The 21,697-nt window shown below is 48.1% G+C and carries 16 protein-coding genes; 15 read left to right on the top strand and 1 reads right to left on the bottom strand.

Annotation, left to right across the window (positions count from 1 at the left end; all coding sequences use genetic code 11):
• The first annotated feature begins 25 nt into the window (after nucleotides 1-25).
• The 12 genes from CHA6605_RS29335 (at nucleotide 26) to CHA6605_RS29285 (ending at nucleotide 16,641) form a co-directional block, all read left to right on the top strand.
• Nucleotides 26-2,407: a phosphoketolase family protein gene (locus tag CHA6605_RS29335; protein WP_015328799.1), complete on the top strand. Its 2,382-nt coding sequence runs from the start codon at nucleotides 26-28 to the stop codon at nucleotides 2,405-2,407.
• 141 nt (nucleotides 2,408-2,548) lie between these two features.
• Nucleotides 2,549-4,117 carry an oleate hydratase gene (locus tag CHA6605_RS29330; RefSeq protein WP_015328798.1) on the top strand — a complete coding sequence of 523 codons (1,569 nt, stop codon included), beginning with the start codon at nucleotides 2,549-2,551 and terminating at the stop codon, nucleotides 4,115-4,117.
• A gap of 145 nt (nucleotides 4,118-4,262) precedes the next feature.
• Complete coding sequence (locus CHA6605_RS29325) at nucleotides 4,263-4,754, top strand: pyridoxamine 5'-phosphate oxidase family protein (RefSeq protein ID WP_015328797.1); 492 nt, start codon at nucleotides 4,263-4,265, stop codon at nucleotides 4,752-4,754.
• A gap of 29 nt (nucleotides 4,755-4,783) precedes the next feature.
• Nucleotides 4,784-5,011 (top strand): DUF1816 domain-containing protein, encoded by a 228-nt coding sequence (locus CHA6605_RS29320; RefSeq protein WP_041550422.1) that lies wholly within the window; start codon nucleotides 4,784-4,786, stop codon nucleotides 5,009-5,011.
• A 17-nt stretch (nucleotides 5,012-5,028) separates the two neighbouring features.
• Entirely contained in the window at nucleotides 5,029-5,493 is a 465-nt protein-coding gene (locus CHA6605_RS29315; protein WP_015328795.1) for a pyridoxamine 5'-phosphate oxidase family protein, read from the top strand.
• Nucleotides 5,494-5,577: 84 nt separating this feature from the next.
• Nucleotides 5,578-8,202: a cation-translocating P-type ATPase gene (locus tag CHA6605_RS29310; RefSeq protein ID WP_015328794.1), complete on the top strand. Its 2,625-nt coding sequence runs from the start codon at nucleotides 5,578-5,580 to the stop codon at nucleotides 8,200-8,202.
• Nucleotides 8,203-8,209: 7 nt separating this feature from the next.
• On the top strand, nucleotides 8,210-10,741 hold the full coding sequence (mgtA, locus tag CHA6605_RS29305; RefSeq protein WP_015328793.1) for a magnesium-translocating P-type ATPase: 2,532 nt from the start codon (nucleotides 8,210-8,212) through the stop codon (nucleotides 10,739-10,741).
• Between the two features lie 20 nt (nucleotides 10,742-10,761).
• The gene (locus tag CHA6605_RS34760; protein ID WP_015328792.1) at nucleotides 10,762-10,911 is read left to right on the top strand and encodes a hypothetical protein; all 150 of its coding nucleotides are present in this window, start codon (nucleotides 10,762-10,764) and stop codon (nucleotides 10,909-10,911) included.
• Between the two features lie 264 nt (nucleotides 10,912-11,175).
• Nucleotides 11,176-11,646, top strand: coding sequence for a hypothetical protein (locus CHA6605_RS29300; RefSeq protein ID WP_015328791.1), 471 nt, complete (start codon nucleotides 11,176-11,178; stop codon nucleotides 11,644-11,646).
• Between the two features lie 56 nt (nucleotides 11,647-11,702).
• Complete coding sequence (gene pgmB / locus CHA6605_RS29295; RefSeq protein ID WP_015328790.1) at nucleotides 11,703-14,657, top strand: beta-phosphoglucomutase; 2,955 nt, start codon at nucleotides 11,703-11,705, stop codon at nucleotides 14,655-14,657.
• Nucleotides 14,658-14,846: 189 nt separating this feature from the next.
• Nucleotides 14,847-15,116, top strand: coding sequence for a hypothetical protein (locus tag CHA6605_RS29290; RefSeq protein WP_015328789.1), 270 nt, complete (start codon nucleotides 14,847-14,849; stop codon nucleotides 15,114-15,116).
• Nucleotides 15,117-15,360: 244 nt separating this feature from the next.
• The gene (locus CHA6605_RS29285; protein ID WP_015328788.1) at nucleotides 15,361-16,641 is read left to right on the top strand and encodes an MFS transporter; all 1,281 of its coding nucleotides are present in this window, start codon (nucleotides 15,361-15,363) and stop codon (nucleotides 16,639-16,641) included.
• A 37-nt stretch (nucleotides 16,642-16,678) separates the two neighbouring features.
• Here the strand turns inward: CHA6605_RS29285 and CHA6605_RS29280 are convergent, their stop codons facing one another.
• Entirely contained in the window at nucleotides 16,679-18,712 is a 2,034-nt protein-coding gene (locus CHA6605_RS29280; protein WP_015328787.1) for an ATP-binding cassette domain-containing protein, read from the bottom strand.
• Nucleotides 18,713-18,977: 265 nt separating this feature from the next.
• Here CHA6605_RS29280 and CHA6605_RS29275 point away from each other — a divergent pair, with 265 nt between their 5' ends.
• From CHA6605_RS29275 to CHA6605_RS29265, 3 genes are read left to right on the top strand one after another with little or no spacing between them, the layout of a single operon-like run.
• Nucleotides 18,978-19,259, top strand: a complete 282-nt coding sequence (locus CHA6605_RS29275) for a hypothetical protein (RefSeq protein ID WP_015328786.1) — start codon at nucleotides 18,978-18,980, stop codon at nucleotides 19,257-19,259.
• Entirely contained in the window at nucleotides 19,256-20,533 is a 1,278-nt protein-coding gene (locus CHA6605_RS29270) for an HlyD family secretion protein (RefSeq protein WP_015328785.1), read from the top strand. The genes CHA6605_RS29275 and CHA6605_RS29270 overlap by 4 nt, the downstream gene beginning before the upstream one ends.
• Nucleotides 20,530-21,639, top strand: coding sequence for an ABC transporter permease (locus CHA6605_RS29265; protein ID WP_015328784.1), 1,110 nt, complete (start codon nucleotides 20,530-20,532; stop codon nucleotides 21,637-21,639). The genes CHA6605_RS29270 and CHA6605_RS29265 overlap by 4 nt, the downstream gene beginning before the upstream one ends.
• Nucleotides 21,640-21,697 lie beyond the last annotated feature (58 nt).

Here is a 21,697-nt window from a genome sequence, read left to right as displayed (position 1 = left end):
TGTAAACTTCTACCATTTACCTAACATGACAATTGCCACTCGCATCATGCCCAAAACCTTAACAACAGAAGAACTGCGAAAGATTCATGCTTACTGGCGAGCTGCGAACTATCTTTCAGTCGGTCAGATTTATCTCCTCGACAATCCACTTCTGCATGAACCGCTCAAACTCGAACACATCAAACCGCGACTGCTCGGACATTGGGGCACAACTCCAGGTCTTAACTTTATCTACGCTCATTTCAATCGGGTCATTAAAGCGCGGGATTTGAACGTGATGTATGTCATCGGCCCAGGTCATGGCGGGCCAGGGATCGTTGCCAACACCTATCTGGAAGGGACTTACAGCGAGGTTTATCCAAATATCTCTCAGGATACCGAGGGGATGCAGCGGCTGTTCAAACAGTTCTCATTTCCAGGCGGAATTCCCAGCCACGTTGCCCCTGAAACACCTGGTTCGATCCACGAGGGCGGGGAGCTAGGCTACTCACTACTTCATGCCTATGGTGCCGCCTTCGACAACCCCGATCTGTTAGTTTGCTGCGTTGTTGGCGATGGCGAAGCTGAAACTGGAGCGTTGGCAACCAGTTGGCACTCCAACAAGTTTCTGAATCCAGCCCGCGATGGTGCAGTTCTGCCAATTCTGCATTTGAATGGCTATAAAATTGCCAATCCGACGGTATTGGCGCGGATCGACCCAGAGGAACTAGAAAGCCTACTGATGGGCTATGGCTACAAGCCTTATTTTATCGAGGGAGACGACCCCGAAATCTTGCACCAACAGATGGCAGCAACGCTGGATCTCGTCATTGATGAGATCCGCGCGATCCAACACGATGCCCGCATCAATGGCTGCTCAAAGCGTCCCCGACATCCGATGATTGTACTGAAAACTCCCAAGGGATGGACGGGGCCTAAATTTGTGGATGGAATTCCGATTGAAAATACGTTTCGCGCTCATCAGGTGCCTTTAACCGAATTCGCTAGCAAGCCAGAGCATATCAAACTGCTGGAAGACTGGATGAAGAGTTACCAGCCAGAAGAACTGTTTGATGACAGCGGGAAATTGCTGGAAGATTTGGCAGAACTCGCGCCGAAGGGCGATCGCCGGATGGGGGCAAATCCTCATGCCAATGGCGGGTTATTGCTCAAAGATCTGAAGCTCCCTAACTTCCAGGACTATGCGGTTGAAGTTCCCAAACCAGGCACGATTACCGCAGAGCCAACCCGCGTCATGGGGGAGTTCTTACGGGATGTGATGAAGCTAAACCTGGACAGTCGCAATTTTCGAGTGATGAGTCCTGATGAAAATAACTCAAATCGGTGGAATGCGATTTTGGAAGTGACCAATCGCGTCTCAACTGCCGAAATCCTGCCGACGGACGACCATATTGCAGTAGATGGTCGGGTAATGGAAGTTTTGAGCGAACACATGTGTCAGGGCTGGCTAGAGGGATATCTGTTAACGGGTCGCCACGGCTTCTTCTCCTGTTACGAAGCATTCATTCACATCATCGACTCGATGTTCAATCAACATGCTAAATGGTTGAAAGTCACTCATGACATTCCTTGGCGGCGATCGATCGCTTCTTTTAACTACCTACTCACTTCTCATGTCTGGCGGCAGGATCACAATGGTTTTTCCCATCAAGATCCAGGTTTTATCGATCACATCGTCAATAAGAAAGCAAGCGTAATTCGCGTTTATCTGCCACCCGATGCCAATACGTTGCTCTCGGTAACTAACCACTGTTTGCGGAGTCGTAATTATGTGAATCTGATTATTGCTGGCAAGCAGCCAGAATTACAGTGGCTCGACATGGATGCTGCCATCGAGCACTGTACTGCTGGAATTGGAATTTGGGACTGGGCGAGTAATGACAAAGGCAGCGAACCCGATGTGGTAATGGCCTGTGCTGGAGACGTGCCAACGCTTGAAACCTTAGCAGCGGTTGATTTCTTGCGTCAACACTTTCCCGATTTGAAAATTCGCGTGGTCAATGTCGTTGACTTAATGACGCTTCAGCCTTCGAGCGTAAATCCCCACGGTTTGAGCGATCGAAATTTTGATAGCATCTTTACCCGCGATAAGCCGATCGTGTTTGCCTATCATGGCTATCCTGGGTTGATTCATCGCCTCACCTGTCACCGCACCAATCATCATAATCTGCATGTACACGGGTACAAGGAAGAAGGAACTACAACAACAGCCTTCGATATGGTGGTGCTCAACGATCTCGATCGCTTTCATCTCGCGCAGGACGTTATCGCTCGACTCCCACAGCTCCAATCGATCGGTGCCCACGCCCAACAGCTTCTCCGCGACAAACTGATCGAACACAGGCATTACATTATCAAACATGGAGAAGATATGCCTGAGATTCTGAATTGGCAGTGGTCGTACTAATTGGCATCGCTGAAGATGATTCACCTCATATTCAGCCGATTCAATCGTAGATCGAGCGACAACAATTCAGAGCGAGCGAGATAGAAGCCGTTGTGAAATTTAAGACACGATTAAATCAAGCTTTTTGGAGAGTTAATTGACATGACTGAATCTAAAGCATATTTACTGGGTGGTGGAATTGGTTCTCTATCTGCCGCTGCCTTCATGATTCGCGACGGCGGACTTCCTGGCGAAAATATTTTTATCCTCGAAACCAATCCGATCGTGGGTGGAAGTTTGGATGGAGCGGGGAACCCCATAGACGGTTATTCGCTGCGGGGGGGACGGATGTTGACGACCGATAATTACGAATGTACTTGGGATCTGTTTAAGTCGATTCCTTCCCTGACTCTGGCAGGGAAAACGGTATTCGATGAAACGATCGAGTTTAACGAGCTGCATAAGTCTCATTCAATGGCACGATTAGTGGATACTCGGCGGGCGAAAGTCCCAGTCAGTTCGATGGGCTTTTCGATGCCAAATCGTAAGGAATTACTGGAACTTAGTCTGGCTAGTGAAGCCGAGTTGGGTGCTAGTTGCATTACCGATTGGTTATCCCCAGAATTTTTCGAGACTGAATTCTGGTATATGTGGGCGACTACCTTTGCCTTTCAGCCGTGGCATAGTGCGATCGAATTTAAGCGGTATTTACATCGCTTTATGCTTGAGTTCACGCGAATTGAAACCTTGGGAGGGGTGAAGCGAACTATCTACAATCAGTATGATTCATTGGTGCGTCCGTTACAGAGTTGGCTGGCGAAGCAAAATGTCCATTTTTATGTAGATTGCAAGGTGACGGATCTGGAGCGACACATCGCCACGAATAAGTTAGTAGTCACAGGTATTCATTATCAGCAAGGCGGTGAAAGTAAAACCATTGCCGTTAAAAATGGCGATCTAGTCTTTCTCCAAAACGGCTCGATGACTGATGCTTCAAGTTTGGGTTCGATGACAAGTGCCCCCAAACAATTAACTAAACAGGACTGCACCAGTTGGACACTGTGGGAAAAGCTGGCTGCGGAAAACTCAGATTTTGGAAATCCGGCTGCTTTCAATAGCAGTATCGCTGAGTCGTGTTGGGAATCTTTTACCGTCACGCTCAAAAATCCGGCATTTTTTGACAAGATGTGCAAATTTAGCGGCAATGAAGCCGGAACTGGCGGACTGGTGACGTTTAAAGATTCTAACTGGTTGATGTCGATCGTCATCGCCCATCAACCCCACTTTATCGATCAGCCTACCGACGTGCAGGTGTTCTGGGGATATGCTCTATTTCCAGATCGAGTGGGTAATTTCGTGCCCAAACCGATGGCTGAGTGCAATGGTGCTGAAATTCTCCAAGAACTCTGCGGTCATCTCCGCTTTGATTTCGACACTGTAGCATCAGCAAACTGTATTCCGTGCCGAATGCCGTATATCACAAGTATGTTTATGCCGCGTTTACACACGGATCGACCTGTACCAATCCCGCATCACTCCAAGAACCTCGCATTTATCAGTCAGTTTGTCGAGATTCCTGATGATGTTGTGTTTACCGTCGAATATTCCGTGCGGGTGGCGCAGATGGCAGTTTATCAATTTTTGGGGATCGATCGTCAGATCCCACCCGTAACGCCTCATGATAAGTCACTGCGAGTGCAGTTTGAGGCTTTAGTTAAAGCGTTTAAATGAGTTTTGCCGTAAATGCTTCATTTTTTTTACTACCTTCTCACTTTCACAATATATGCAGTTCATTTCCCTAAAATGTATGCGACTTATTGGTGATTTTCTTGCTTCAGAGGCTGGATCGACAACTGAATCTTGAGAGAGAATAATTATGCTAAATATCGATGAAATGAGTTTAAAAGATAGCCGCAAATTACTCCATCAAGTAGGCTACGGACATCTTGCCTTCATCTATGAAGGCAAACCTTACGCGATGCCAATGCATTATTATCTCGAAGATTCAGATATTTATTTATTTACCACTGAAGGTATCAAAACTTATGGCATGGACGCAAATCCAGAAATTTGCTTACAGGTTGAAGAAGTACACGGATCGCTGCATTGGCGCAGTGTAATGGTGAATGGTCGAGCTGAACGTCTGACAGATCGGCAAGATATCGAACGGGTTACGAAATTAATTAAAGAGCAAAATCCGACACTTACTCCTGCTATCAATCGAACTTGGATCGATACTTGGGGACGTGCAGACGTAGTGGTCATCTATCGGATCTCCCACTATGAGATGAGCGGAAGGATGACTGATGGAGTCAACTCTCAGCAGGCAATAAAAATACCTCGCGAGATCCACACATCTTCAACCTAATATCGATCTTCAAGAATAAAAATAGTGTGATGATTGACACTCTAAATGCTTGCCGTCAAGCTTGGTGGATCGAAATTTTTACCGCACAGCCCAAATGTACCTATTATTTCGGCCCATTTGCGGGTGCCTGGGAAGCGGAGGTAGCCAGCAAAGGCTTTGTGGAAGATCTTGAAGGTGAATTTGCTCAAGGTATCAAAATCAAAATCGACAGGCATTGTCAGCCCGATCTACTGACAATCGAACACGATTCGCTCTAATCATTAGGAGAATAATTATGTTAGATATCGACGAAATGAGTTCCACAGAAATCTACGAACTGTTACGCAAAGTTGGCTATGGACATCTTGGTTTCATTCATGAAGGAAAACCCTATGTAATGCCGATGCATTATTACATTGAAGATGAAAATATTTATCTGTTTACCACTGAGGGAATGAAGACTCATGACATCGATGCCAGCCCAGAAATCTGCCTCCAAGTCGAAGAGATAGTTAACGATCCGCTCCACTGGCGGAGTGTAATTGTGATGGGAGAAGCCAAACGATTGACCGAGAAAGCAGAGATCGCACGGGTACAAAAATTAATCAAAGAGATTAACCCTACACTTTCTCCCGCAATTAATCGCACTTGGATCGACTCGTGGGGACGGGCAGAAGTAATTTCCATCTATCGTGTTTATCCGAGCGAAATGAGCGGACGCACGACTGATGGTGTCAGCAGCCGGATGATGGTTGGATAAATAAATCAAATCGTTGTCGAGCGATTCTCAGAATGAGAAGCTCTCGGTTACGAACTGACTAATTTAGTTGTGGTAACAGACTTTATGGTTTCTCCAATCGTTCGGCGAGAATCTACACAGCATGAGATCGATCCCGTGGCTGGCTTATCCGAGCGAGATGCAATCGCTAAGATCGATCGCGACGGCTACAATGAACTCCCCTCAGCTCCGTCTCACAATCTTGTATTGATGGCTTGGAGCATGGTTCGAGATCCGATCTTTCTATTGCTCGTCGGCGGTGGTATCATCTATTGGATTTTAGGCGATCTCCAAGAAGCTTTGATTTTATTGGGTTTCGTCGTCTTGATGATGGGGATTAGCCTGTACCAAGAAGGTAAAACCGAACACGCTCTAGAAGCCTTGCGAGATCTTTCCAGTCCTCGCGCCTTGGTGATTCGAGATGGACAACGCAAACGGATTCCGGGGCGAGAAGTGGTGCGGGACGATATCTTAGTGCTGGCAGAAGGGGACAGAGTACCTGCGGATGCGATCGTTCTATCTTGCACCAATCTTTCAACTGATGAATCATTATTGACTGGAGAATCGCTTCCCGTTCGCAAAATTGCTGCTGTAGGCGATGTAGAGATGGCGCGTCCAGGGGGCGATGAATTACCGTTTGTATACTCTGGAACATTGGTGGTGCAGGGACAGGGGATCGTCAAGGTGCGATCGATCGGTTCTCAGACAGAGATGGGGAAGATTGGCAACGCTTTACAAAAAGTGCAGCCAGAAGTGACTCCCTTGCAACGAGAAATGAATCGGTTGGTGAATCGCTTATTTGGCATCGCTTTATCGCTGTGTGTAGCGATCGTGGTAATTTATGGAGCCACCACCGGAAATTGGCTCAAAGGAGTGCTGGCAGGGATTACGTTAGCGATGGCAATTTTGCCGAATGAATTTCCAGTTGTCGTCACGATCTTCCTCGTCTTGGGAGCTTGGCGGATTTCTCAAAATCATGTCTTAACACGTCGCACTTCTGCTGTCGAAACTGTCGGTTCGGCAACAGTTTTATGTGTAGATAAAACGGGGACGCTGACGCTAAATCAGATGGCTGTGCAGCAGTTATTCGCTTACAACCATGCCGAAAACCCTCAGCCTTACGATTTAGCATTGCATTCACAAATGCCACTCCCTGAAGCGGTTCACGCATTAGTTGAGTTCTGTATTCTCGCCAGCCAGAGAGATCCCTTCGATCCGATGGAGAAGGCGTTTAAAGAATTGGGAGATCGATCTCTGGCAAATACCGAACATTTACACAATAATTGGACGCTATTGAGAGAATATCCGCTTTCACCAGATTTACTGGCAATGTCGCATGTCTGGCGATCGGCAGATGACAAGCAGTATGAAATTGCCACCAAAGGCGCACCAGAAGCGATCGCGAATCTCTGTCATTTTACGCCCCAACAGCAGAAAATTCTGACAGTACAAGTCAGTGAAATGGCGACGCAAGGATTGCGGGTATTGGGTGTTGCCAAAGCGTCTCTGCTAGATGCACCGCAGCCATTTTTGCCACCGCATCCAGTGCTTACGCCCGAACATTTACCGGACAAACAACACGATTTCCCTTTTCAATTTCTCGGCTTAGTCGGACTCTCAGATCCAGTCCGCCCAACTGTGGCGGCGGCGATTCAAGAATGCCATACGGCTGGGATTCGCGTGGTAATGATTACGGGTGACTATCCAGAAACTGCCCAAACGATCGCTCGTCAGGTGGGCTTGCAAACTGGAGACACGATAACTGGAGCGGAATTGGATGGCATGAGTGAAACCGAACTCCAGCAGCGGATTGAGAATACCAGTATCTTTGCCCGCGCCGTTCCCGAACAGAAATTACGAATCGTGAATGCCCTCAAAGATAAGGGTGAAGTCGTCGCGATGACTGGCGATGGAGTGAATGATGCTCCTGCGCTCAAAGCTGCCCAAATCGGGATTGCAATGGGGCAACGCGGCACGGATGTTGCGCGGGAGTCGGCGGCGTTAGTGTTATTGGATGATGATTTTTCATCGATCGTTCAAGCCGTCAAATTAGGACGAAGAATTTTTGATAATCTCCGCAAAGCCATGTCATATTTGCTGGCAATTCATATTCCGATTGCAGGGATATCATTGATTCCCGTTCTGTTTAAATTGCCATTAGTATTACTACCGATTCACGTTGCCTTTCTACATTTGATTATCGATCCAGCTTGCTCGATCGTCTTGGAAGCTGAACCCGCCGAAGCAAATGTCATGAAGCGTCCACCTCGCAATCCTAAAGAACCATTATTCGGCAGGAAAACTTTGGGTTTAGCCCTGCTCCAAGGGGGCGGAATCTTCGTAATTATTCTGACAGTATTTGCGATCGCTACATACCGCAAGCAAGGTGAATTAGATATTCGTGCGCTAACGTTTACGACATTAATGCTGGCTAATCTCGGACTAATTCTGAGTGAAGGTTCGACCTCGCGCCTAAGTCTGCAAATACTAAAATCCCCGAATCCTGCCCTGTGGTGGGTGATTGGTGGAGGAGTATTCTTTCTGGCGATCGTCCTGTACATTCCATTCGTGCGGGACTTGTTTAGTTTCTCCTTTTTACACCCGATCGATCTGGCTATTAGTCTACTTGGTGGAGTGATTAGCTTACTCTGGTTTGAACTATTAAAGCAAACTTCAAAAACAAGATTGTAGTAAGATTATGGAGAACATAATAAATCCTCAAAATTTTCCGTTTTGGAGTTTGTCTACAGATCGAGTGCTTCAGCAGAAGCACTCTACGATCGCTGGGTTAAACCGTCAAGATGCACAACAACGCCTGAGTAAATACGGGGCAAATAGCCTCAAACAAACACACAAATCGAGCGATTTGATGCTATTGTTCGCTCAGTTCAAGAGTCCGATTATCTTGATTCTAATTTTTGCTGCAATCTTATCAATTTTCCTTAAAGATGCCCTAGATGCGATTATCATTCTGACGATCGTATTTATCAGTGGGCTATTAGGATTTTGGCAAGAGCGCGGAGCCTCGAATGCTGTAGAAAAGTTATTAACATTAGTGCAAGTTAAAGCCACGGTATTGAGGGATAGTCAATCTCAGGACATCCCTAATCAAGAGGTGGTACCTGGGGATATTGTATTGCTGTCAGCGGGTAAAAATATTCCAGGTGACTGTCTAGTTCTGGAGTCAAAAGATCTCTCAGTCAATGAAGCAGCACTAACTGGAGAAACCTATCCAGTTGATAAGCTCACTGGCGTATTGCCTGCGGAAACTGGACTCAGCCAACGCACCAATGTCCTCTATATGGGCACCAACGTAATCAGTGGCACGGCGACAGCAATTGTCGTGCATACTGGCAAAGAAACTGAATTTGGTAAAGTATCGGAACGTCTCAAACTCAAGCCTTCCGAAACAGAATTTGAACGGGGACTGAGCAAATTTGGCTACTTTTTGATGGAAGTAACCTTAATTTTGGTGGTGCTAATTTTTGCCGCCAACGTCTACCTCCGCCGTCCGGTGCTGGAATCTTTTATGTTTTCGCTGGCACTGGCGGTCGGTTTGACTCCCCAACTGCTACCTGCGATCGTCAGTGTTAATTTAGCTCGTGGTGCTCAGACAATGGCGAAAAAACGGGTAATTGTCAAACGATTACCTGCGATCGAAAACTTTGGCAGTATGAACGTGTTTTGCACTGATAAGACAGGGACACTGACGGAAGGAGAGGTGAAAATTCACGCTGCGGTGGATGTGGAGGGCAAAGACAGCGACCGAGTTCTCCTTTATGCTTATCTAAATGCCGCAGCAGAATCGGGTTATGTAAATCCGATCGACACAGCAATTCGCGCACATAAAAAGTTCGGTATTTCTAGCTATCAAAAGTTAGATGAAGTGCCCTATGACTTTAACCGTAAACGTCTAAGTATTTTGTTTAAACACGAAAGTAAGCAGCTAATTATCGCTAAAGGCGCACTTAAAAACATTCTGGATGTTTGCTCGACTGTTGAGACTGCTGAGGGGAAAACGATTGATATTACCGACCAACGCCAAAAACTTCACCAACAGGCTGAAGATCTCGGCAGTCAGGGATTTAGAGCTTTGGGTGTGGCTTATCGGGATTTAGATCGAGATTCATTCAGCAAAGATGATGAGAGGAACATGACATTTCTGGGCTACCTGGCTCTGTTCGATCCGCCCAAAGCTGGCATTGCTGATACCCTCAAAGAGTTACAAGAACTGGGAATCACCCCAAAGATGATTACTGGAGACAGCAAAGCAGTGGCAATGAGTATTATCAAGCAAGTTGGATTGCCCGAACCACAGGTTTTAACAGGCTCTGAACTGAGCAAACTCAGCGATGAAGCCTTGAGGTTTCGAGTCCAATCTACAAATGTTTTTGCGGAGATCGAGCCAAATCAAAAAGAGCGGATCGTAATTGCCCTCAAAAAGGCGGGAAATGTGGTTGGCTATCTGGGAGATGGCATTAACGATGCCTCTGCACTTCATGCTGCTGATGTGGGAATCTCAGTCGAGAGTGCGGTTGATGTCGCCAAGGAAGCCGCTGATATCGTATTGATGGAAAAAGATTTGAATGTCCTCGTAGCAGGAGTAAAGGAAGGACGCATTACCTTTGCCAACACTTTAAAATATGTATTTATGGCGACTAGTGCCAATTTTGGCAATATGTTCAGCATGGCGGGTATTTCGCTGTTTCTGCCTTTTCTACCATTGCTACCCAGTCAGATTTTGCTAACGAACCTACTCACCGATTTCCCTGAATTGACGATCGCGACCGATCGAGTCGATCGAGAATTAGTGACCAAACCCCGTCGCATGGATATCAAGTTTATTCGCAATTTTATGATTGTGTTCGGGTTGCTAAGTTCTATATTTGATTACCTCACTTTTGGAGCACTATTATTATTGCTAAAAGCTCAACCGCAACAGTTTAGAACGGGTTGGTTTTTGGAGTCGGTTATCTCCGCTTCATTGGTGGTACTAGTCGTTCGCACCCGTCAATCCATTCTCAATAGTAAACCAGGAAAATACCTATTAGCAGCAACGCTAGCAACCATCGGAGCGACCATCATCATTCCCTGGACACCTTTAGCTACCCTGCTCGGATTTCAACCGTTACCGTTGAGTTTTGTGCTGGCGTTGGGAGCGATCGTTGCAACTTACGTTGTGACAGCAGATCTCGTCAAAAAAATCTTTTATCAACACGTAAAGTTTTGACTTCGCAGGAGTAAATCACAATGCATCACCCAGAAACCGAAACTCAAGCCACTGAAGACACTTCAGCAAATTCTCATCATATTTCTAAGTTTATTAAAAATACGATCGGCATGGTCTTCATGTTTGGTGCTTGTATCGTAGTTTGTCATATGTTCGGATGGATGCCATAGCGATTCTTCAGGAAAGAGGCTCACGGGAACGAGGCAGCCCTCATAACTTTCTCAGAATTTAGTTTTAGAGTTGATACGATAGCAACCCGATTCTCGTTCAGTAATGCCAAGGGCAAGGCTCCGCCAACGCGAAACGTCTGCCAACGCAAAAGAGGCTCTGGCAACGAGGCAGCAATTCGCCTCACAGCAGGCTTACGCCAACGCGTTCGGCTATGCCGTCTCGAAGAGAATCGCGTCACCATGATGTGTGCGGAGTAGGGGTTTATGTCTAAGAGAATCATCCAAATTTTAGGAGCACCAGAACCAAACCTGTTTCTGTTTGCCTTCTTACTCAATTTTGTTTACGAAGTTTGGCAGGCTCCCTATTACGAGTTTTACGGAAGTCCCTCTTTGGCTGACAAGGTTAGAGACTTGACTCACTGCTCTTTCGGTGATGGAGTCATCATTCTAGTCTGTAGTTGGGTTGTGAGTGCGCTAGTTCGTTCGCGAAATTGGGTGCTTCATCCCACCCCAAAACTGACGTTCTTGTTTACTAGTATCGGGTTACTAATTACCCTCGTTATCGAAACCTATCGAGTCAATGTTTCTAAAATCTATGGGGTACCAGTGCTGGCAGTACCGATGCTAGGGATGAGTTCTCTGGCTGTCATTCAGTGGATCGTTTTGCCACCACTCATCCTTTACCTGGCTCGTCGTCACATGCTGGGTTATCCCGAACAGCGAAACTTGAAATAACCCGTATTGTCTTGCGATCTCACTCTTACTTTTGTTCTGTATAGGGATCTTCAGCCATGACTCAATCACCCTCTAAGCCTCAAGCACAATTGCTCTCACACCCAACTTCAACGAACATTTCCACTCGCGATCTGATTTATACAGACTGGACGCTAATCGAACCTGAATTAGATCCAGCAAAGTTGCGGGCGAGAGAAACCGTATTTACGATCGGCAACGGTTATTTAGGAACGCGGGGCAGCTTTGAAGAAGGCTACCCAGATGCGTTACCAGCTACTTTAGTGCATGGGATGTATGACGATGTGCCTGGGGTGTATACCGAGCTGGCAAACTGTCCTGATTGGCTGTCATTAACGATCGTCATCAATGGAGAGCGGTTTCGACTCGACCGAGGCGAAATCCTCCAATATGAGCGGCAGCTAGACTTACAGCACGGGATTTTGAGTCGATCGATCCGCTGGCGCAGCCCGATTGGAAATACCGTAGACTTACGGTTCGATCGCTTTACCAGTTTGTCAGATCATCAAGTATTGGGACTGCGCTGCCAGATTACGCCGATCGATTTCAGTGGCACGATTGAGATTCAATCCACCATCAATGGCTATCCTGACAATCAAGGCTTCGATCACTGGGAGCAACTAAATCGAGGCAAGATGGGGCAGGCAATTTGGCTCCAAATTCGCACCCGCAGTTCGCAAATCGAACTCGGCATGGCGGCTAAAATGACGGCGGTTGGCACTGACGCGATAACGCAGGTGACAAATCCGCTCGACTATCCCACCTTGAGGACTACATTTATCGCCACAGCAGGGCAGACCGTAGGTGTAGAAAAGGTCGTGACGCTGTTTACATCCCAGGATGTGAAACTACCAGTTCAAGCGGCTCAAGCTAAATTGGCTAGCCTGCCATCCTATCCGATACTGCTTGACGCGCATCAGCAGGCGTGGAAAGAATTTTGGCAAGCCAGCGATATCGAAATTGAGGGAGATAGCACCGCTCAGTTGGCAGTGCGCTACAACCTATTTCAACTCTTGATCGGTGCCTGTTCGCACATCATGGGTGAATGCACAGATAACAGTCGAGTCAGCGTTCCCGCCAAAACGCTGTCAGGTTTGGGCTATCGGGGACACGTCTTTTGGGATACCGAAATATTTATCTTGCCCTTTTTCACTTTGACGCAACCCAGTCTCGCCCGCAGCTTATTGACCTACCGCTATCACACCCTAGATGGAGCGCGGCGCAAAGCAGCCAACAGTGGGTATCAAGGAGCCATGTTTGCCTGGGAAAGTGCCGCCACTGGTGATGAGATGACCCCCCGCTGGTCGATTTTAAACGATCCTTATGCAGAAGCTACACGGATCTGGTGCCGAGATCGGGAGATTCATATCAGCTCGGACATTGCCTATGCTGTCTGGCAGTACTGGCAGGTAACAGGTGATGACATCTGGCTGCGCGACTATGGAGCCGAAATCATCCTGGACACTGCCATCTTCTGGATGAGTCGGGTGGAGTGGAATGCTAAACACGAAAGATACGAACTGTGTGGGGTCATCGGAGCCGATGAATACCACGAGCAGGTAAATAATAATGCCTACACCAATCGGCTGGTGCAGTGGCATCTAGAAAAGGCAATTGCTGTCTATGAGTGGTTGCAGCATACTTTTCCAGATCGTGCTAACGAATTGGCACAAAGGCTGAAAATCACACCAGAACGACTGCAACACATCCACGAGATTATCGCTCAGATCTATATCCCTAATGATGCTGACATCGGGCCGATCGAGCAATTCGATGGGTTTTTCCAACTCAAGGATATCAATTTGAGCGACTACGAACCCCGCGATCGATCGATTCAAGCTGTGCTGGGCATGGACGAAACGAATCAGCGACAGGTACTCAAACAGCCCGATGTGTTGATGCTCCTCTACCTGATGCGTGACACGCCAGAATTCCCTGGTGACGTACTCCAAAAGAACTGGGACTACTATGCACCCCGCACCGACAGCACCTATGGATCGTCACTTTGTCCCGCCATTCATGCGATCCTCGCCAGCCACTTGGGTAAAACAGCAGATGCTTATCGAGACTTTATGCAGGCAGCCACTGTCGATCTCGAAGATACTCGCGGTAACACCGCCGACGGCATTCATGCAGCTTCAGCAGGCGGTGTCTGGCAAGCAGTGGTATTCGGCTTCGCAGGCATTCAACTGAAGGACAGCGGCCCTGTCGCGACTCCCCACCTCCCGCCCACTTGGACTCGGCTCAAATTCAAACTAAGCTGGCGCGGCACTTGGCACAGCTTCGATCTATCGCCCTCATTCGCTCAAGCTGCTGACATTCAGGGCTTCATCTTCGATGTCGATGGGGTGTTGACGGATACTGCCGAATTTCACTATCGGGCTTGGCAACGACTGGCTGATGAAGAGGGATTACCATTTAACAGGCAGGCAAATGAAGCCCTGCGCGGCGTATCCCGCCGTGAATCGCTACTGCACATCGTCGGCGACAGGCAGTATTCGGAAGCTGCACTTGGGGAGATGATGGCGCGCAAAAATCGCTACTACGTGGAATCGATCCAAACCATTACTCCCAAAAATCTGTTTCCAGGAGCCATCGAGCTGTTACAAGAACTCAGACAAGCAGGCATTAAAATCGCGATCGGTTCTGCTAGCAAGAATGCCCGCACCGTCATCGAGAAATTAGGAATTGGTAATCTGATTGATGCGATCGCCGATGGTGATAGTGTCGCACTTCCCAAGCCAGCCCCAGACCTATTTTTGTTCGCTGCTAAACAGATTGGACTCGATCCCGACCGCTGTGTGGTGGTGGAAGATGCCACCGTAGGTATTGAGGCCGCGATCGCGGGAGGGATGTTGTCGATTGGGATCGGCCCTGCTACTCGTGTCGGAGCTGCCAATATCGTGCGACCAAACCTGATTGGTGTTCACCTCATCGATATCCAAGCTCAATTAAAACTAGCTCCAGCAAAGACTATCCAACCGACAGTTTAGGTAGGGCAATGTCTTGATTTGCTGTCTTGACTGAAACGCACGCTGAGGAAGCCTCAGCGCGATTTCAGTCGCAAACCGTCGGGGAACCCGATCGCAAATCGCTTCATGAATTGCCCTTGTATCCTAAACGTAGAAAGTAGACTTTCCAGACATCCTTAAAAAATCAAGATTATTCAGAGGAAAATCCAAATGAATCATGCTGAGTTTACAGATGAAATCACCCTCGCAGCACGAGCCGAAAAATTGGGGGAAGTGGCACTGATGATGGGCTTAGTTCGCAGCTTTGTCGTGCGGCATTTTCCTGATAGTTGGGAATTTTATATCCCAGATGAAACTGCACAGCAACTCACGCCAGAAGAAGCTTATTTACATTTCAAACAATTGGTCGATAGGTCAGAACGAAAGATCGATCGCGATCTTACACCACAGCAATCGTTTGAGCAACTCAATGCGACATAGATACGCCTTTAGTTACGGCAACTGAGGCGATCGCTGCGATCTTTTTAATTTTATTGAGCATAGAAGTCGCACCTAAATCTTTTAGTTAGCGAAGTCATTGCTGCCAATGAATCTGAAGATTTTCAGTTCGATGCAATTCGATAATAATGCCTGCAACCTAGTTGGTGGGCAGTGCCCACTAAGCGATCTCCAAACCCAATTCAGGCAAATACTTGGAGACAAGTAGCTCCACCAAAGTCACCAGATGATTAAAAAGCTATCCTTACTGCTGGTTTGTCTATTCGTAGTCACGATCGGCCTTGGAGTGAGTCTCCCCGTACTGCCTTTTTTCTTCAGGCATCTACATTCAGCAGCAGTTCCGCGTGAAACAATCGTGATTCACACTACCTTCTTAACCAGTATTTACGCCTTTGTGCAGTTAATTGCCTCACCCTTTTGGGGGCAATGGTCGGATCGAGTCGGCAGACGACCGTTAATCTTGCTCGGCATCGCTGGTTCCGCCGTCGCCCAAGTCCTGTTCGGGCTGGCATCTTCCGTGGCAATGCTGTACGTGGTGCGAGCACTCGGTGGGTTTCTATCCGCTGCGATGTTGCCTGCGGCTACGGCTTATGTTGCTGATATCACGACCGATCGCGATCGCGCCAAGGGCATGGCTTTAGTCGGTACAGCGTCAAGTTTGGGCGCAATTGTCGGCCCAGCTTTCGGCGGTTTGACAACTCGTGAAGACATACATTTCACCCTCGGTGTTGTCGATCTCAAAATTGAAAACTATGCTCCGCCCTTTTTTCTCGCTGCGGCTTTGATGTTCTTAACACTACTCGTCGCTTTCCGCTGGCTACCAGAATCGTTGTCATCGAGATCGACGAGTACAGTTGGCGTTGGCAAAGCCTCTCGTTCGCGAAGCGTCTCGGAGAGAAGAGAAGCCTCTCGAAACGAGAATCGACAACCACCACTAAATTGGCAAAGGCTTGGTAAGCCACTATTACTGCTATTGGGTCTAACCACGATCTCTCAGTTTGGACTCACGCTGTTTGAAGTCGTTTTTGCACTCCAGGCTCAAGACAAATTGGGATATAGCCCGATCCAAACAGGCTATGTGTTCATGATGTGTGGCGGAGTGATGACAGTCTTTCAGATCGTTGCCGTGAGCTTCTTGACTCGGTATGTGAGTTCGATCGCCCAAGTTGGGCTGGGGTTTACACTGATGGGCAGTGGCATCTTTTTACTATTAGTGGCGCGATCGCTGCCAATTGTCCTGGGAGTGGTCGCTATAATGGCATTCGGGATGGCATTAATTACCCCAAACCTAATTGCGCTGATTTCTAAACGAAGCAGTCAACATACCGGAACGGTATTAGGCATCCAAAATACTGCCAATAGCCTCGGACAAGTTGGAGGGGCGATGTTAGGGGGCGTTCTGTTTGCATGGCAGTTCAACGCCCCCTATGGCTTTACTGGCGTTTTATTGGTTGGCACTGGCTTACTCCTGGGTTGGAGGCAGAAAGATCGGCTGCAACGATTGTAGATTTGCGGGCATTGCTGGTTGCGAATCCAGCGGATTGTTATAGCGGCGCACCTCCTGCCCGTTGAACTTCACCGATAAAGGCATCTTCCAGCGAAAACGGGAGCGGTTGAGTATCAAATATAGGTAAATTTGCTTGGTGCATCAACGATTTTACCCAGGGTAATTCGGTGTCGGGACGATCTAAAACGACATGGAGCCGATCTCCAAAAATAGACACCCGCCAAGGTTCCAGATCGCCTCGCAGCAGATCGTAACTAGGTTGTAACTGTCCTACTTGTAACTCAAATAACTGACCAGGTTGTTTCGCCTTAATTTGACTAGCGGAGCCTTCAGCCACCTTGCGACCCGCGACCATAAAGCACATCCGGTTACATTGTTCTGCTTCATTCATGTAATGTGTCGTTACCAGAATTGCCGTGCCATTGCGGGCAAAATCGTTAATCAACTGCCAAAATTGCTGTCTTGCTAGTACGTCTACCCCAGATGTGGGTTCGTCTAAAAATAAAATTTCTGGTTCGTGCATCACCGATGCTCCAAATGCAACTCGTTGTTTCCAGCCACCAGGAAGTTGGCGGGTGAGGAGATGTTCTTGTCCTTCCAAACCGCAAATCGCCAACACCCACCGGATCTTGTCCCGTTGCTGGCGGGGTGGAATGCCATAAATTCCGCTGTAAAATTGTAAATTTTCCAGAATCGTTAGGTCGTCATAGAGCGTAAATTTCTGGCTCATATAGCCAATCCGCCGTCTGAGATTCGCACTGCGGAGATTGCCGCGTTCTCCAGCCAGCGACATCTCACCGGAACTGATGGGCAATAGACCACAGAGCATTTTGATGGTGGTAGTTTTTCCGGCTCCATTGGCACCGAGTAGTCCATACACCTCGCCGTAGTGAATATCGAGATTGAAATCGACTACGGCATGAAATGAACCAAATACACGATTGAGATGACGAGCAGAAATAGCAGGTTGCGAGGTTGGGCGATCGTTACTGGGAGCGGCAAACTGTCGGGAACGGGGAAATAGAATCGATTTGGGTACAGATCCCTGATGGCGCAGGAGGGCAATGAAGACATTTTCTAGGGTTGGTGCTTCGGATTGAATCCGATCGATCGGATATTGAATCAAGAGATCGCGCACCAGAGATTCGCCCTGCTGGGCATCTTTAACTAAAACCTCCAGCCGATCGCCGAAAGTTGATACATTAGCAATTTGTCCATCGGGGTCGATCGAGGGCAGCAGCGTTCGTTCGACATTGACGAGATCGGGGGTCAGAATCGTCAGCCGACTGAGGTGTAAATCCGCTTTCAATGCTGCTGGAGTACCCACTAATTGAATTTGTCCTTCATGGATCAGTGCCACGCGATCGCAGCGTTCCGCTTCAACCAAATCGGGCGTTGCTACCACGACGGTGATACCCTGAGCCGTCAACCCTGCCAAAATGTCCCAAAACTCACGGCGGGCGATCGTATCCACCCCAGTAGTTGGCTCATCTAGCAACAGCACTTGCGGTTCGGCAATCAACGCACAGCACAGAGCTAACTTCTGCTTCATCCCACCCGAAAGCTGACCCGCGAGGCGATCGCCAAATCGATCCAATTGCATGAGTTTGAGATATTTTGTCCGCAGCACTTCCACTCGATCTGCTGGCACTAACCGCAGTCCAGCACTGTAATGAATATTTTCATCTACGCTCAGGTCTGGATACAGGGAGAATTGCTGAGTTAGATATCCAGTATAGTTACGGGCATCCCTAGCGGGTAATCCCAGGATGTGGGCATCACCTGTGGTAGCTTCCATCACACCTCCGAGAATGTGGAAAGCTGTCGTTTTTCCCGCACCATCAGGGCCGATCAGACCAAACAATTCACCGCGACGAACTTCTAGATCGATGCCCCGCAGTGCGATCGTCTTGCCATAGTGTTTGTACAGCTTCTGGACGCGAATCGTCACATCATCCACTGGGGGGGAAGGTGCGCTCGATCTAGCCACCTGTTGCCCAAGACCATCATGATCGTGTAACAGACCGCCATTGACGGCGATCGAACCTGTTTGAGGACGATTGGATTGCATCACCTACTTTTCCTCGAACCTCAGTAAATGAGGTCATATATTTGGAGTCTATATCTAAGGGTAGAGAAATAATCTGAGGAAGTTGTGAAGATGCAATCGGACAGTAAGAAGTTGGAGTCTAGTTACAGTTCGGACTTAGATTAATACCTCTTGACAATCGAGACAACCCTCATAACTTTCTCAGAATTTAGCTCTAAAGTTTGAATGATATCGACCTGCTCAAGGCAGTGTTTCAGATGCTCATGCTCCTCTAGAGGTAGCCCACATGACCAATCGCAAATCTCTTCAGTTCCGCCAATTTCATCGAGCGATCGCACCAATTATGGTACTACCACTGCTAATCTCAGCTATTACAGGTTCGATTTACCAAATTACAGACCTGTCTGGAAAAGAGGTGAAATGGTTATTGGAGGTACATAAGGGTAACTTTGGCTCGCTAAAGTTAGAAACCATTTACCCATTTCTCAATGCAATCGGTTTACTCGCGTTGATTGCTACTGGAACTTCGATGTGGTTACAGATGCGGCGAAGAGGTCATCAGTCATGACTCAATCCCCTCCCAAACCTGAAGCTGAAGCACAGTCTCCCTCACAACCACCTGAATCTAAACCACCTGAATCTAAACCACCTGAATCCCAACCACCTGAATCTAAACCACCCTCTAAAGGCTCTCGCAAGACTTACCTGTTCATCGGGATCGGTGTGGTAATTGCGATCGCCGGACTTTCAACTTGGTACTTGCTCTCGCGACCTAAACCGAAGGATCTACAAATCAGTGGACGAATTGAGGGGTATGAAACCGATATCGGTGCAAAAGTACCAGGTCGGATTGCCGCGATCGCAGTCCGAGAAGGAGATACGGTTAAAGCAGGTCAATTAATTGTCCGCCTCAATGATGAAGAAATTCAAGCGCAGCGGCGGGGATTACAGGCGCGTCTGAGTGTAACCCAACAACAAGTGCGGCAGGCTCGTTTACAAATTCAGGTGGTCGATGCCCAGATCCAGGAAGCTCAACTCACCTTAGCACAATCTCAAGCCGATCGGCAGGGGCGTGTCTTTCAGGCACAGTCTACCGTGGCAGTCGCCGAAGCGCAACTCAAGCAAGCCCAATCTCAGTTAAAGTTAGCACGGATCGATCGCGATCGGTTTGAGGGGTTAGCCAAAGCTGGAGCCGTATCCAGACAACGGTTCGACCAAGCACAAACCGCCCAAGAAACAGCGCAATCTACGGTAGAGGCGAGTCAGAAACAAATTGATGCTGCGCGTGGTGGACTAAGTTTGGCAAACACCGCTAGCTTTAACCCTGGCATTCGCAATGCTCGACTGGCTGGGTTAAAGCAACAACGACAACAGGCAACTTCTCAACTGCAAGCAGCACAGGCAGATGTCAAAAATGCTCAGGCAGCTATTGGGCAAATTCAGGCCCAAATTGCTTATCTGAATGTGGTTAGCCCGATCGATGGCGTGGTGACAGCGCGAAGTGTGGAACCAGGGGCTGTCGTAGTCAGTGGCAAAACGCTACTATCGATTGTCAATCTCAAAACGGTTTATTTGAGGGGCTACGTTCCAGAAGGCAGCATTGGCAAAGTTCGAGTCGGTCAAGCTGCAAGGATTTATCTCGATTCTAGTCCTGGCAAACCGCTCACAGCAACCGTTGCCACCATCGATCCCCAAGCTTCGTTTACACCCGAAAATATTTATTTCAAAGACGATCGAGTCAAGCAAGTGTTTGGCATCAAGCTCAAGATTGATAATCCGGCTGGGTTTGTCAAACCAGGAATGCCTGCCGATGCGACTCTGCTCACCGAGCAACAGCCATGAAACGAATTCTAGTGCAGTGTGTGAAAGAATTGGCGCAGTTTCGGCGCGATCGGCTCACGGTGGCGTTGGCGTTTCTACTGCCATTAATTTCGCTATTCATTTTAAGTTTTGCCATTCGGCTAGAGGCAAAAAATATCCCGATCGTCATCCAAGATCTCAACAATACTCCCCTCAGTCGCAGCTATATCGAGCGGTTTTTCGCAACCAACCAGTTTCAACCAACGCCCGACCACGGCGGCGATACATTGATTCATGCCCTCGATCGGGGGCTGGCAAAAGCGGTGGTCTTGATTCCACCGAATTTCAGCCGCGACATTAAATCGGGACGCGGTAGCGACGTACAGATTCTAGTAGACGGCACAGACACCAATAACGCCAGAGTGATCCAAAACAGCATTCATGCTACTACCACTGCTTTCCTAGCGGCTGCTGGCATAGAACCTGGACGAAATCCGCTCGCACCTCATTTGCGAATCTGGTTCAATCCAGGGCGAAAAGAATCGCTCTACATCGTACCTGGCGTATTTGGCTTTCTCCTGTGGGTATTTCCCTCATTGTTAGCCGCCATGTCAATGGTGCGTGAAAAAGAGAAAGGGAATATCATCCAAGTCTATGCCACAAATATGACGGCTGCTGAGTTGATTTTGGGTAAAGGATTGGCGTATCTGATTGTAGCGTTGGGTGAAGCCGCGATCCTCATGCTAGTTGGTGCTTTCATTTTCAAACTTGGCTTTGCGGGCGACCCGATTCCCCTGCTAGTCGGCACACCGCTGTACTTGTCAGCCAGTGTGATGTTTGGGCTGGCGATCGGTACACGCGCAAAAAATCTGATGGCTACCGTCCAAGCCGTCGCCTTAACAGGCTTCATGACCGCGCTATTGCTGTCTGGTTTTATTTACCCAATTAGCAATATTCCGTTTCCCTTAATCCATTTAGCTGACATCGTTCCAGCGCGGTATTTCATTCAAATTAGCCGCGATGCGTTTGTGCGTGGCACAGGCTGGCGCGGGACTTGGTTTGCGATCCTAACGATCGCCATTCTAGGGCTGATGCTCTTTGCCTTTGCCCGTTGGGGATTACGCAAGATGCAGCTATCTAGCGATTGAAGTGATGAGTTCTAAATTTAGACGATCGCAGTGCTAAATTCCCTGGTGCTTCAACTCT

It is taken from the genome of Chamaesiphon minutus PCC 6605 (genome assembly GCF_000317145.1).
Classification (GTDB): Bacteria; Cyanobacteriota; Cyanobacteriia; order Cyanobacteriales; family Chamaesiphonaceae; genus Chamaesiphon; species Chamaesiphon minutus.
The sequence above is the reverse complement of the archived record's forward strand: the minus strand, read 5'-3'. Positions and strand labels throughout refer to the sequence as shown.